The organism is Cryptosporangium japonicum (assembly GCF_039524755.1).
Classification (GTDB): domain Bacteria; phylum Actinomycetota; class Actinomycetes; order Mycobacteriales; family Cryptosporangiaceae; genus Cryptosporangium; species Cryptosporangium japonicum.
On record NZ_BAAAGX010000007.1, the window covers coordinates 50,566 to 64,028 of the forward strand.

Genomic DNA, 13,463 nt, shown 5'->3' on the forward strand with positions numbered 1-13,463 from the left:
GTCGGCCGCCAGGCCCGCCGGGGCTTCAGCCGCGGTGATGGGTCGGCCGCCGTCCGCCGGGCCGCCGGGGACGTCAGCGGCCTCGGGGTCGGCGGGCCGAGGCGGTGTCACCGACGCGCGGTCGCGCGCGGCCCGGAGCAGGAGGGCGGCCAGTCCGCCGGTCCAGAGCGTGACGGCCAGGGTCTCGAGCGCGGACGAGGCGATCGCGGTGCGGTGGTCGGCGGTGGAGACCGCGGACTCGACGAACGACGGGGGCAGCACACCCAGCACCGCGACGAGCAACGCACCCGCCGGGGCACGGCGGCACAGCGCGGTGGCGACGAGCGCGGCCACGACCGTGCACAGGCCGGCCTGACCGGCGGCGGTGCGGAACCCCAGGTTGCCGAGCGCCTCGGCGCCGAGGACACCGCTGACCGGCACGCCCCGGATGTCGGAGAGCGTGAACAACCAGATCGCGACCGCGGCGACCGTCCACACCCCGGCGGCGACACCGGCGATGCGCCGGTGGAACCCGACCACGGCCGGGCCGCCGGCCGGCGACGGGCTCCACAGCACCGCCGCGAGCAGGTTGCCGACGACGAGCGCGGCGGCGAACTGGGCCACCACCTCGGTGAGCGGAAGGCCCCAGCCGGTGAGGGCACCGGGGTCGGGCAGGCCGGGGCTCACCGAGCGCCCGGCACCGCCCCCGTACGCGAGCCCGGCCAGCGCGACCAGCAACGCGACCGCACCCGCCTGCGCGACGAGCTGACCCGCCTGCCGGGGCGTCGGCACCACCTCGACCGGCCCGGCCCGCCGCACCCGCCGGACCGGACGCGGTCCCCCGCCGCGCCGCTCCCCGTCGTCGAGGGCGTCGTCCGACTCACCCTCCTCGACGATGTCGTCGGCCGGTTCCCCGCCACCGGAGCCCGAGCCCGCGCGGAGCCCGGCGGACTCGGCGGCGGCCGACGAACCGGCGCCGTCGCCGGGCACACCGTCCGCAGACGGAGCGTCGTCGGCCGGAGCGTCGTGGGCCGGGGCGTCGCCCAGCGAGCCGTCGCCGGACGGGCCGTGCTCCGCGCGGACGTCGCCGCGAAGGGCGCCGTCAGGCCGGGTGTCGTCGGGCGGGGTGTCGGTGGTCGGCTCCTCGGGGAGAACGGACGAGCGGCGAGGTGTGGCGTGCCCCATGCTTCCTCTACGGTCCCGGATCGTTCGGCGTTCAATGTCGGGACGGAGCTTAGGTGAGCAGCCCGGCCCGGCGGGCCAGGGCGGCGGCTTCGGTGCGGCCGGCGGCGCCGAGCTTCGCCATCAGGTTCGAGACGTGCACGCTGACCGTCTTGTCGCTGATGTACAGGGAGCGCCCGATCTGCCGGTTCGTCCGGCCCAGCGCGAGGAGTTCGAGCACCTGCTGTTCGCGCGGGGTCAGTTCGGTGTCGCGACGCTCGGCCGCGGGACGGTCCCCGGCCGGGCCGGCGAGCGCCGCCAGCTCCCGGAGCAGCGGCTCGGCTCCCAGCTCGCGGGCCGTGGCCCGGGCCGCCTCGGCCTCGGTGCGCGCGCCCGCCGGGTCGCCGGTGGCCAGCAGCGCGGCCGCCAGCCGCGCCCGGGACCGCGCGCTCTCGTACCGGTGCCCGTAGCCGAACGCCTCCACCGACCGCCGCCACGCCCCCACCAGCTCCTCGGCCGACGGCGCCTCCACCGAGAGAGCCTCCACCGACACCGCCTCCCCACCCGCCGAGGGCCCGCCGTCGACCGAGGATCCACCGTCGGCGGACGATGCACCACCAGCCGGAGCACCGCCGGCCGGAGACACACCGCCGGCCGAAGACGCGTCGGCCGTAGATGCACCGCCGGCCGAAGACGCGTCGGCCGGAGCACCGCCGACCGGAGCACCGTCGTCGGCCGGGTCGGACGCGGCGGCCCAGCGCAGGCGGGCCCATTCGGCGGTGACGCGCGCGACCCACGCCGCGCTCTCCGGCCCGAGCGGCCCACCCCCGGGCGGCGGGGCCCAGCGCAGGTGCGGCCCGTCGCCGTCGCGGACGGTCAACGCGGTGGGTACGAGGCCACCGCGGGCCTGGACGTGCTCCGCGACCCGGCCGACCATGCCCACCAGCTCCGCGCCCCGCCGCACGGCCGCGGCCCGCTCGGCCGCACCGGACCGGGCCACCGAGCTCGCGAGCGCGCCGAGCGCCAGCGCGTGCAGCCGGAACCGGGCGTCGAACCAGCGGCCGCCCCACTGCCGGGAGATCGTGTCGATGATCTCGTCGTGCGTCGCCAGCGCGGCCCGGACGTCACCGCGGTCGGCGTGCGCGTCCAGCAGGGCGGCGCCGCCGATGATGCCGAGCATCCCGTCGCGCCGCCACCAGGGCCGGTTGGACTCGGCCAGGCGCACCCCGTCGGCCGAGCCGCGCCCGGCGTGCACGGTGAGGCTCGCCGCGACCAGCCCGGCCCGGGCCAGCGCCGGGGCCTCCGGGTACGCCGCGGCGGTCGAGAGCGCGTCGTCCCAGCGGCCCAGGACGTAGTCGGCCTGGATCATCATCGGCAGCGCGTCGGCACCGTAGGTGGCCCACGGGCGGCCGATCTCGCGGGCCACCGCGGCGGTCTCCCGGAAGCTCTCCCGCGCGTCCTGCAGGCGGCCCTGTTCGTAGCGGAAGATCGCCAGGCTGTAGAGCGAGCGCAGCGTCGCGTTCGGGTCACCGGAGGCGCGGGCCTGCACGATGCTGTCGCGCAGCAGCCGCTCGGCGGCGGCCGGGTCGGCACGCCAGCGTTCGATGCGCGCCCGGGTGGTGGCGGCGTCGGCCTCGACGTTGGTGATGCCGACGCGGACGGCGAGCGCGCGGGCCTCGTCGCTGTAGGCGATGGCCTCGTCGATGGTGTTCACGTTGCCGGCGAGCGCGCGGGCCAGCGCGGCCAGCGCACGGGCCCGGAGCGCGGTGGGTGGGTCCTCGGGGAGCAGCTCGAGGGCCTGACGGGCCAGGCCCTCGACGTCGTGCGAGGTGTCGAACGCGACGGTGTGCTCGCTGAGCTCGATCAGCAGCGCGGCCCGGACATCGGGCGCGGCACCGGCGGGCAGGCGGCCGAGCGCCTCCTCGATCATGTGCACGGCCCGGAACGGGTACCCGGCGTGCGACGCGGCGCTGGCGGCCTTGCGGGGCAGCTCGACGACGGTGCGCGGATCCTCGACCAGGGGCGCCAGCTCCTGCACCGACTCGTAGAGGCGCATCGCCTCACCGGGCGCGGCGACCCGCATCGCCTCGTCGCCGGCGCGGATGCCGGCGTCGAACGCGGTGGCCAGGTCACCGGCCTCACGGGCGTGCCGGGCCAGGTCGGCGTCGGTGCCCGGTACCTCCAGGCTGGCGATGACCTCGGCGAACTGCGCGTGGTGGCGGCGCCGCTCGCCGGGGAGCAGGTCGTCGTAGACGGCCTCGGCCAGCAACGCGTGCCGGAACGCGTACTTGTCGCCGGGGCGCAGGTCGAGCACGTGCGCGTCGGCGGCCTCGCGCAGCGCGGCGTTGAGCGCGGCGCTGCTCAGCCCGGCGACGCGGACCAGCCGGTCGTGGTGGATCTTCAGGCCGGCGACCGCGATCAGCTGCAGCACGTGCCGGGTGTCGGCGGAGAGCCGCTCGAGCCGGATGAGCAGCAGATCGGCCAGGTCACGCGGGATCATGACCGACGGCGAGGGGCTGACGACGAGCTCGGCGATCAGCTGTTCGGCGAAGAACGCGTTGCCCTGGGCGCGGTCGAGGACGTCGTCGAGCGCCGCGTCGTCCAGCTCGGCGGCGGACCCCTCGGCGAGGCCACGGACCAGCGCGGCGGCGTCGGCCCGCTCCAACGGCCGCAGCGCGACCCGCAGGAGGCCGGGCAGCCGCCCCCACTCGAGCACGACCGTGCGCAGCGGGTGCCTGCGGTGCAGGTCGTCGGAGCGGTAGGAGGCGACCGGCACCACCGGGGAGCCGGGTTCGCCGGAGAGCCGGGTGAGCAGGAACCCGAACAGCTCGCGGGTGGCGCCGTCGGCCCAGTGGAGGTCTTCCAGGACGAGTAACACCCGCCGGTCGGCGGCCAGCTCGAACAGCGCGCCGAGCACGGCCTCGTAGAGCACCGCCGGGTCGAGCCGGCCCTCGTCGCCGTCGGAGCCGACCATGCGGTGTTGCGGCAGCAGGCGGGCCAGCGGCGGGTACCGGACACGGAGCCGTTCGACGGTGTCGGGTTCGTCCCGCGCGAGCCGCCCGAAGGCTTCGCTGATCGGCAGGAAGGGAACCGCGTCACCCCCGAAGCTGACGCAGTGCCCCACCAGGACCAGCGCGCCCTCGGCGTCGGCCGCGCGGACGAACTCCCGCAGCAGGCGGGTCTTTCCGATACCGGCCTCGCCCGACACGACCGCGGCGCCGGCCCCGCCGGCCGCCGAGCCGTCGAGCAGCCCCCGTAGCGTCGCCAGTTCGGCGTCGCGGCCGACCAGTGGCGCCGGCTCCGCACTCGTCATGAACGCATTGTCGCTAACGGGTCCGACAGAATTTCCGGGAACCGCCAGCAACGCGCTGTCCATCAGTCGGGAGCCGACGCCGTCCATCAGTCGGGAGCCGTCGGTTGCAGCCGGTGCCGGGCGAACAGGAGGGTGAACACACCGGCCCGGTGGCGCCGCGGACGCTCCTCGACGTCGATGCGGGGGGCGCCGGTGCCGAGGCGCTCACGGGTGTAGTCGTACTGGGCCTTCATGAAGTCTTCGGTGAGGGAGAACATGCACCTTACGGTGCTCGGCTAAGGGGGGTCCGGGCATCGCTACTTTGCCTTAGTGCGGCGCCGGACGGGGCCTTAGAGGGCCTCGAAGTACCCCTCACCGATGAACGACGTGATCGCGGCGATCCGGTCGCCGTCGAAGTCGAAGACGTTCACCGACCAGGGCCGATACGGGCCGGAGGGGGTGTCGGCGAGGTAGGAGGCGACCGCCGGGCCGCCGTTGGCCCACGTCGGTGCGTGCCGCCAGGAGCCGCAGCGGGCCATCGGCACCGCGGCCGCGAACGCGCCGACCGCCGCGCGCCCGGCGTACCAGTGCGGCAGCGGCGGCATCGACCAGGTGACGTCGGCGGTGAGCAGGGCCACGAACGCGTCGGCGTCGCCCCGCTCGAGCGCGCCGGCGAAGCCGTCGACGGTGCGGCGCAGCCGGGCGTCGTCGGCCGGGCGGGCCGCCGGCAGCGGGGTGCGGGCCCGGGCCCGCTGCAGCGCGCTGTTCACCGACGCCACCGTGGTGTCCATCATGGTGGCGATCTCGGCCACCGTGAACCCGAGCACGTCGAAGAGCAGCAGCGCGGCCCGCTGGTTGCCCGGCAGGTGCTGGCAGGCCGCGACGAACGCCAGCCGCACGGCCTCGCGCTGCTCGGCGGCGCCGTCCGGCCCGGGGAACGGGGTCAGCCACGCCACGTCGGTCGCCGGGGTGTCGGTGGTGATCGGGTGGTCGGCCGCCGGGCCCAGGTCGACCGGCAGCACCCGGCGGGCGCGGTGCGCCAGCGCGTCCAGGCACACCCGGGTGGCCACGGTGTAGAGCCAGGTCCGCAGCGAGCTGCGCCGCTCGAACCGGGCCAGGCCACGCCAGGCCCGCACGAGCACGTCCTGCAGGGCGTCGTCGGCGTCGTGCACCGAGCCGAGCATGCGGTAGCAGTGCGCGCGCAGCTCCGGTTGCAGCGGGCGCACCAGGCGCCCGAAGGCCGCCTCGTCGCCCGCCAGGGCCGGGGCCAGGTCGTCGTCGGGAAAAACTTCCGCCACGAGCGATGAGTCTGCCCGACGAACCCGGTCTCCCTCTCGGAACACCTACGAGGAGGACCCATGCTGGACGTACCCGGAGCCCGCCTGCACTACGAGCTGCGCGGGAGCGGGCCGCTGATCGTGCTGGCCGGCGCCCCGATGGACGCCACCGCGTTCGAGCCGGTCGCCGAGCTGCTCGCCGCCGACCACACCGTGCTCACCACCGACCCGCGGGGCATCAACCGCAGCACGGTCGACGACCCCACCCGCGACTCGACGCCCGAGGACCGCGCCGACGACCTGGCCCGGCTGATCGCGCACGCCGACGCCGGGCCGGCGGTCGCGTTCGGGTCCAGCGGCGGCGCGGTGAGCGTGCTCGCGCTCGCGCAGCGTCACCCCGACGCCGTGCGCACGGTGATCGCGCACGAGCCGCCGCTGATCGAGCTGCTCGACGACCGGGCGACGCTGCGCGCGAACACCGAGGACATGATCACCACCTACCTGGGCGGCGATCCCCGCGGCGCCTGGGTGAAGTTCCTGGCCAACGCGAACATCGCGATGCCCGGCGAGGTGTTCGAGATGATCTTCGGCGGCCCGCGCGAAGGCCAGGAGGCCGCCGACGAGCACTACGGGTTCGCCCGCATGCTGCGCGGAACGACGTACTGGACGCCCGACCTGACCGCGCTGCGGGCGGCGCGGGTCCGGATCGGCGTCGGCGAGGAGTCCGCCGGGCAGCTCTGCGACCGCACGTCGCGCGCGCTGGCCGCCGGACTCGGCACGACCCCGGTGCTGTTCCCCGGTGACCACACCGGGTTCATCGACCACCCGAAGGAGTTCGCCGCGCTGATCAGCGCTCGGGGCTGAGTTCACCCGGGAAGTCGCCGGCGCGGCCGAGGAGTGCGGGGACCTGGGCTCCCAACTCGTGCTCGATCAGGGCGGCCGCGTCGACGACTCCCGACAGCGTGAGGCCGGACGCGATGCCGGAGCGGCGCAGCGCGTAGGTGAGGTCCTCGGTGGCGATGTTGCCGGTCGCGTTCGGGGCGAACGGGCAGCCGCCGATGCCGCCGGCGCTGGCGTCCAGGGCCGCCGCGCCGTGCTCGACCGCGGTCAGCGCGTTCGCGTAGCCGGTGTTGCGTGTGTTGTGGAAGTGGAACCGCAGCGGCAGGTCGGTGACGCCGCGGGTGGCCTCGACGAGGCGCACCACGTCGGCGGGCACGCCGACGCCGATCGTGTCGGCCAGCGCGATCTCGTCGGCGCCGGCGTCGGCGCAGTCGCGCACCAGGCCCGCGACCGTCGCCGGGGCCACCTCGCCCTCGAACGGGCACCCGAAGCTCGCGCCGATCGTGGCGGTGACGCCGAGCCCGGCGGCGCGGGCCCGGCCGCTGACCGCGGCGAACGAGCGCACCGCCTCGGCGACGCTCATGCCCTGGTTGCGCCGGCTGAACGTCTCGCTGGCCACCAGCACGACGTTGACCTCGTCGACCCCGGCGGCCAGGGCCCGGTCCAGGCCGCGCTCGTTGAGGACGAGCCCGATGTAGCGGACGCCGGGCGCGCGCGGCACGCCGGCCATCACGGCCTCCGCGTCCGCCATCTGGGGCACCCGCTTCGGGTGCACGAAGCTGGTGGCCTCGATCCGCCGCGCGCCGGCGGCGATCAGCGCCTCGATGTAGGCGATCTTGGCGGCCGTCGGCACCAGCGCGCTCTCGTTCTGCAGGCCGTCACGCGGTCCGACCTCAACGATCTCCACCATGCGTCAGTGTTTAGCATCGACGTCGAATGTATGCAATGCGCGAGAAACAGCCGCTCAACCCCTTGAAAGACCGGGATCCAATCCACTACATGTATGCAATCGGCGAACGGAAGGCCTTCCGATGACGGCAGCCAGCGATCGCGCGGCCGACGAGCTGCGCACCCGCATCCTGGGCGGGGAGTACCGGCCCGGCGAGCGCCTGGGCGAGACCGAACTCGCCGCGACGCTCGGCGTGAGCCGCACCCCGGTCCGCGAGGCGCTGCGCCGGCTGGCGGCCGACGGGCTGGTCGAGATCACCACGAACAAGGGCGCCCGCGTCGTCGAGCACCCGCACGCCGACCTGGACGCGATCTTCGCGATCCGCGCCCACGTCGAGGGCATCGCCGCACGCACCGCCGCCGAGCGGGTCTCCGACGCCGACCTCGACCGTCTCGACGAGATCGCGACCGAGCTGACCCGCTGCTCGGACGCCGGTCTCATCGAGGAGGTGTACCGGCTCAACTCGCAGTTCCACGGCCTGATCAACGGCCTCTCCGAGAGCACGGTGCTGACCAGCACGGTCAACCAGCTCATCCACGCGTCGGTGCTGTTCCGCACCCTGCACGCGTTCGACGAGGACGCCCGCCGCCGCAGCTGTGCCCACCACCACGAGATCGTCGCCGCGCTGCGTGCCCGCGACGGCGCCTGGGCCGAAGCCGTCATGCACGCGCACCTGTTCTCCGCGCGCGCGTCCCTGCTCGGCCCTCGTCCGCGCGGCGCGGACGAGGGATCGCGATGACCCGCGACCAGGCGCCGATCCGCGCGTCCCTACTGGGTTCGCACCCCCGCACCAAGGAGGACCCACGATGACCCGTCCGCTGCCGTTGCGTGACGTCCGCGTCGTCGAGCTGGGCCAGTTACTGGCCGGCCCGTTCTGCGGGCAACTGCTCGGTGACTTCGGCGCCGAGGTGATCAAGGTGGAGGACCCGGCCAAGGGTGACCCGATGCGTCAGTGGGGCCGGGAGAAGCCGCACGGGCGGTCGCTGTGGTGGCCGGTGGTGGCCCGCAACAAGAAGTCGGTCACCGCGAACCTGCGCTCCGGAGAGGGCCAGGACCTGCTGCGCCGCCTGATCGAGCGGTCCGACGTGCTGCTGGAGAACTTCCGGCCCGGCACCCTCGAACGCTGGGGCCTGGCCCCGGAGAAGCTCTGGGAGATCAACCCGAGGCTCGTCGTCACCCGGGTCACCGGCTACGGCCAGACCGGCCCGTACGCCGCCCGCGCCGGGTTCGGCTCGATCGGGGAGGCGATGGGTGGCATCCGGTACGTCACCGGCTCGCCCGACCAGCCGCCGTCGCGTGCGGGCATCTCGCTGGGCGACTCGCTCGCCGCGATGCACGCGGCGCTCGGCACGCTCGTCGCGCTGCACGAACGGGACAACTCCGGGCAAGGCCAGGTCGTCGACGCCGCGATCTACGAGTCGGTGCTGGGGTTGATGGAGTCGCTGCTCCCCGAGTGGCAGCAGGCCGGCTACCAGCGCGAACGAACCGGCCCGGTGCTGCCGAACGTGGCGCCGAGCAACGTCTACCCGACGCGCGACGGCGACAGCGTGCTGATCGCGGCGAACCAGGACTCGGTCTTCGGGCGGCTGGCCGCGGTGATGGGGCAGCCGGAGCTGCGCGAGAACCCCCGCTACGCCACCCACGGCGCCCGCGGCGAGCACATGGACGAGCTCGACGGGCTGATCGCCGGGTGGACCGCCGGCCACGACACCGAGGAGCTCCTCGAGGCGCTCCACGAAGGCGGTGTCCCGGCCGGGCGCATCTACAAGGCCAAGGACATGTTCGACGATCCGCACTTCGCCGCCCGCGACGCGATCGTCACCGTGCCCGACCCGAACCTCGGGCCGGTCGCGATGCAGAACGTGTTCCCGAAACTGTCGGCCTCCCCGGGCACCGTGCGTGCCACCGGACCGGAGCTCGGCCAGCACAACCAGGAGATCTACGGGGGCCTTCTCGGCCTGTCGGACGAAGAAATCTCGCGGCTCACGAGAGCCGGCACCATCTAATAGGAAGGCGCGCGGCATGCGTTACCGGTTAGGTGTGGACGTCGGGGGCACGTTCACCGACGTCCTGCTCATCGACGAAGACAGTGGCGAGTCGTTCCGCGCCAAAACCCCCTCCACCCCCTCCGACCAGTCCGTCGGTGTGCTCACCGGCATCGAGAAGGTGTGCGCCGCCGCCGGCACCACCGTCGAGGAGGTCGGCCAGGTGCTGCACGGCACCACCGTGGCCACCAACGCGATTCTCGAAGGCAAGGGCGCGACCGTCGGCCTGGTCACCACGGCCGGGTTCCGGCAGGTGCTGCAGATCGCCCGGTCGTTCGTACCGGGCGGGCTGGCCGGCTGGATCATCTGGCCCAAACCCGAGCCGCTGGCCGCGCTGGAGAACACCGTCGAGGCGATCGAGCGGATCGGCGCCGACGGGTCGATCGTCACGCCGCTGGACGAGGACGACCTGCGCGGCAAGCTGCGCACGCTGGGCGATCAGGGCATCGAGGCCCTCGCGGTGGCGCTGATCAACTCCTACGTCTGGTCCGGGCACGAGGACCGCATCGCCGCGATCGCCGCCGAGGAACTGCCGGGCATCCCGGTGTCGATCTCCTCGCAGGTGCTGCCGGAGCTGCGTGAATACGAGCGCACGATCACCACCGTCGCCAACGCCTACGTGCAGCCGCAGGTGGCGCGCTACCTGGAGAACATGAGCGGGCGGCTGAGCCGCAAGCTCTACATCCTGCGTTCCGACGGCGGCCTGGCCAGCGCGCCGGCCGCGGCCGACAACCCGGTGTCGATGCTGCTGTCCGGCCCGGCCGGCGGTGTCTCCGGCGCGGTCTGGGCGGCCACCCGGGCCGGCTACCCCGACCTGCTCACGTTCGACATGGGCGGCACGTCCACCGACGTCGCCCTGGTCGAGGCGGGCCTGCCGCGGATCGGCCGGGAGACGCAGGTCGGCGACCTGAAGGTGCGCTCGGCGTCGGTCGACGTCCGCACGGTCGGCGCCGGCGGCGGGTCGATCGCGCACGTCCCCGAGCTCACCAAGGCGCTGCGTGTCGGCCCGCAGTCGGCGGGCGCCGACCCCGGGCCCGCCGCGTACGGCAAGGGCGGCACCGAACCCACCGTCACCGACGCGAACGTCGTGCTGGGGTACCTGCCGTCCGAGCTGGCCGGTGGCGAGATCGCGCTCGACCGCGAGGCCGCGCGGGCCGCGGTGGCCCGGGTGCAGGAGGGCGTGGGCCTCGCGTCGGTCGAGGCGGCGGCCGCGGGCATCATCGACATCGTCAACGAGAACATGCTCGGCGCGCTGCGGCTGGTGTCGGTGCAGCAGGGCTACGACCCGCGTGACTTCGCGCTGGTCGCGTTCGGCGGCGCCGGGCCGCTGCACGCCAACGCGCTCGGCAAGCTCACCGGCGCGTGGCCGGTGATCATCCCGCCGTCGCCGGGGGTGCTGTGCGCCTACGGCGACGCCACCACCGGCCTGCGTGACGAGGCGGCACGCACCTACATCCGGCGCTTCTCCGAGCTCACCGACGACGAGGTGCGCGGGCTCTACGCCGAGCTGGCCGAGCAGGCGATCGCCACGCTCGAAGCCGAGGGGGTGCCCCGCGCCGACCAGACCCTGACGTACCAGGCCGACCTGCGCTACCACGGCCAGGGCTTCGAGATCACGGTCAGCGTCGACCTGGAGAACTTCAGCCTGTCGACGCTCGGCGAGGCCTTCGACGTCGAACACCAGCGGTTGTTCTCGTTCCTGCTCACCCGGAACGAGCACGAGCTGGTCAGCGCCCGCGCGGCGGCGACCGGTCCGCGTCCGCACGTGACACCGACCGACCTGGCCGACGGCGGCGAGGACCCGGCCGACGCGGTGCGCACCACCACCACGATCTACGTCGAGGGCGCCACCACCGAGGCGACCGTCTACGACCGGGCGAAGCTGCGGGCGGGCAACGTCGTTCCCGGACCGGCGATCGTCACCGAGATGGACTCGACGACGCTCGTGCTGCCCGGCCACGCCGCGACCGTGCACCCCACCGGCAGCCTGCTCATTCGTCCCGTCGCCGAGGAGGCGTGATGGCCGAGATCCTGGAAACGACCACCGAGCCGCTGGCCGCCGTCGAGGTCGACCCGGTCACGCTCGACATCATCGAGAACGCGCTGCGCAACGCCCGGTACGAGATGGACGAGGTGCTGTTCCGCACCGCGCTCTCGCCGGGCATCCGCGAGCAGCACGACGAGTTCCCGCTGATCGGCGACCCGTCCGGCCGGATGGTCGTGGGTCAGTTCGGGCTCTCGATCCCGTCGCTGCTCGAACGCTACGAGGGCACGATCGGCGAGGGCGACGTGCTGCTCACGTCCGACCCGTACTCGTGCGACGGCGCGATCAGCCACGCCAACGACTGGCTCGTCGTGATGCCGATCTACGTCCAGGGCCGGGTCGTGGGCTGGGCGTCGATGTTCGGGCACATGTCCGACGTCGGCGGCAAGACCGTCAGCTCGATGCCCACCGACGCGCACACGATCTACGAGGAGGGCGTCGTCATTCCGCCCTTCAAGCTGTACGCGGGCGGGGTGCTCAACGAGGACGCGCTGCGCATCATCCTCAACCAGGTCCGCCAGCCCGAGTGGAACCGCGCCGACCTCAACGGCATCGTCGCGGCCTGCCGGACGGCGTCCCGGCGCATCCAGGAGCTGTGCGAGCGCTTCGGCGTCGAGACCTACGTGTCGGCGCTGGACGCGCTCCTCGACCGCAACTACCAGGCGATGAAGACGCTGCTGACGACGATCTTCGCCGACGGCGAGACGATCAGCTTCGCCGACTACATCTGCGACGACGGCGTCGGCTACGGGCCGTACAAGCTGGTGCTGTCGCTGACCCGCACCGGCGACAAGGTGCTGCTCGACTTCACCGGCTCGGCGCCGCAGTCGCCGGGGCCGATCAACTACTTCATCAACGACAACCTGGCCCGGATGTTCTTCGGGATCTACATGATCACGGTGGCCGACCCGCAGATCCTCTGGAACGACGGGTTCTATCCGCTCGTCGACGTGAAGATCCCCGAAGACACGTTCTGGAAGCCGAAGCACCCGGCCGCGCTCAACGCACGCAACCACGGCATCGGGCGGATCTTCGACCTGTTCGGCGGGCTGCTCGGGCAGAAGAACCCCGACCTGCTCAACGCGGCCGGGTTCTCCTCGTCGCCGCACTTCATGTACTCCGGGCACTACGCCGACGGCGAGCGCGCCGGCGAATGGTTCCAGCTGTACTCGATCGGGTTCGGCGGCATCCCCGGGCGGCCGATCGGCGACGGGCCCGACGGTCACTCGCTCTGGCCGTCGTTCGTCAACATCCCGTGCGAGTACCTGGAGTCGTACTACCCGCTGCGCATCGAGCGCTGGGAGACCGTCGCCGACACCGGCGGCGCGGGCCTGCACCGCGGCGGCAACGGCGTCGACGTCGCGTACCGGTTCCTGCAGCCGGGCACGATCGCGATCCACGACGACCGGTGGCTCACCTACCCGTGGGGCGTGAACGGCGGCGACCCCGGGGCCCGCGGGCGCAAGTGGATCGACCGCGCCGACGGGACCCGGGAGATCCTGGCGTCGAAGGTCCACGACGTGGCGGTGAACGTCGGGGACGTGCTGCACTTCGTCACCTGGGGCGGCGGCGGCTGGGGCGACCCGCTCGCACGCTCGCCCGAACTCGTCGAGCTGGAGGTGCGTCGCGGGCTGGTGTCGGCGTCCGGCGCCGAGCGGTACGGGGTGGTGCTCGACCCGGACGGAGGGCTGGACACCGCGGCCACCGCGGAGCTGCGGGACCGGCTGCGTGCCTCCCGCCCGGAACCGGCCGTGTTCAACATGGGGCCGCCGCTCGAGGAGATCCTGGCCCGCAGCCTCGAGGAGACCGGCCTGCCCGCGCCGCGCGACCCGGCGACCGCGGTCCGTCCCTGACCCGTTCCGTGCGGCCCGGGTGC

The 13,463-nt window shown here is 73.8% G+C and carries 9 protein-coding genes and 1 pseudogene; 5 read left to right on the forward strand and 5 right to left on the reverse strand.

All coding sequences use genetic code 11. The features are described 5' to 3' along the window. From ABD437_RS08650 to ABD437_RS08665, 4 genes and pseudogenes are all read right to left on the reverse strand, one after another. A pseudogene (locus tag ABD437_RS08650) lies at positions 1–1,164 on the reverse strand (hypothetical protein); the annotation flags it as partial. Between the two features lie 49 nt (positions 1,165–1,213). After that, positions 1,214–4,453, reverse strand: coding sequence for a helix-turn-helix transcriptional regulator (locus ABD437_RS08655; protein ID WP_344648231.1), 3,240 nt, complete (start codon positions 4,451–4,453; stop codon positions 1,214–1,216). A gap of 86 nt (positions 4,454–4,539) precedes the next feature. After that, positions 4,540–4,710 (reverse strand): hypothetical protein, encoded by a 171-nt coding sequence (locus tag ABD437_RS08660; protein ID WP_344648232.1) that lies wholly within the window; start codon positions 4,708–4,710, stop codon positions 4,540–4,542. 72 nt (positions 4,711–4,782) lie between these two features. Then, on the reverse strand, positions 4,783–5,730 hold the full coding sequence (locus ABD437_RS08665; RefSeq protein ID WP_344648233.1) for an RNA polymerase subunit sigma-70: 948 nt from the start codon (positions 5,728–5,730) through the stop codon (positions 4,783–4,785). Between the two features lie 60 nt (positions 5,731–5,790). Here ABD437_RS08665 and ABD437_RS08670 point away from each other — a divergent pair, with 60 nt between their 5' ends. Then, positions 5,791–6,573, forward strand: coding sequence for an alpha/beta fold hydrolase (locus ABD437_RS08670; protein WP_344648234.1), 783 nt, complete (start codon positions 5,791–5,793; stop codon positions 6,571–6,573). On the opposite strand, the gene ABD437_RS08675 is transcribed toward ABD437_RS08670, so the two are convergent. Further along, positions 6,557–7,459, reverse strand: coding sequence for a hydroxymethylglutaryl-CoA lyase (locus ABD437_RS08675; protein WP_344648235.1), 903 nt, complete (start codon positions 7,457–7,459; stop codon positions 6,557–6,559). The two genes, ABD437_RS08670 and ABD437_RS08675, sit on opposite strands and share 17 nt — an antisense overlap. 121 nt (positions 7,460–7,580) lie before the next feature. On the opposite strand from ABD437_RS08675, the gene ABD437_RS08680 reads away from it, so the two are divergent. The 4 genes from ABD437_RS08680 (at position 7,581) to ABD437_RS08695 (ending at position 13,440) form a co-directional block, all read left to right on the forward strand. After that, positions 7,581–8,237, forward strand: coding sequence for a GntR family transcriptional regulator (locus tag ABD437_RS08680; RefSeq protein ID WP_344648236.1), 657 nt, complete (start codon positions 7,581–7,583; stop codon positions 8,235–8,237). Positions 8,238–8,304: 67 nt separating this feature from the next. Next, on the forward strand, positions 8,305–9,504 hold the full coding sequence (locus ABD437_RS08685) for a CaiB/BaiF CoA transferase family protein (RefSeq protein ID WP_344648237.1): 1,200 nt from the start codon (positions 8,305–8,307) through the stop codon (positions 9,502–9,504). Between the two features lie 16 nt (positions 9,505–9,520). Next, positions 9,521–11,563, forward strand: coding sequence for a hydantoinase/oxoprolinase family protein (locus ABD437_RS08690; RefSeq protein WP_344648238.1), 2,043 nt, complete (start codon positions 9,521–9,523; stop codon positions 11,561–11,563). Then, positions 11,563–13,440: a hydantoinase B/oxoprolinase family protein gene (locus tag ABD437_RS08695; protein ID WP_344648239.1), complete on the forward strand. Its 1,878-nt coding sequence runs from the start codon at positions 11,563–11,565 to the stop codon at positions 13,438–13,440. The genes ABD437_RS08690 and ABD437_RS08695 overlap by 1 nt, the downstream gene beginning before the upstream one ends. Positions 13,441–13,463: the final 23 nt, after the last annotated feature.

Coding starts and splice junctions, on each gene's coding strand:
- ABD437_RS08655 (WP_344648231.1), bottom strand. CDS start 4,453: ATGACGAGTGCGGAGCCGGCGCCACTGGTCGGCCGCGACGCCGAACTG.
- ABD437_RS08660 (WP_344648232.1), bottom strand. CDS start 4,710: ATGTTCTCCCTCACCGAAGACTTCATGAAGGCCCAGTACGACTACACC.
- ABD437_RS08690 (WP_344648238.1), top strand. CDS start 9,521: ATGCGTTACCGGTTAGGTGTGGACGTCGGGGGCACGTTCACCGACGTC.
- ABD437_RS08675 (WP_344648235.1), bottom strand. CDS start 7,459: ATGGTGGAGATCGTTGAGGTCGGACCGCGTGACGGCCTGCAGAACGAG.
- ABD437_RS08680 (WP_344648236.1), top strand. CDS start 7,581: ATGACGGCAGCCAGCGATCGCGCGGCCGACGAGCTGCGCACCCGCATC.
- ABD437_RS08685 (WP_344648237.1), top strand. CDS start 8,305: ATGACCCGTCCGCTGCCGTTGCGTGACGTCCGCGTCGTCGAGCTGGGC.
- ABD437_RS08695 (WP_344648239.1), top strand. CDS start 11,563: ATGGCCGAGATCCTGGAAACGACCACCGAGCCGCTGGCCGCCGTCGAG.
- ABD437_RS08670 (WP_344648234.1), top strand. CDS start 5,791: ATGCTGGACGTACCCGGAGCCCGCCTGCACTACGAGCTGCGCGGGAGC.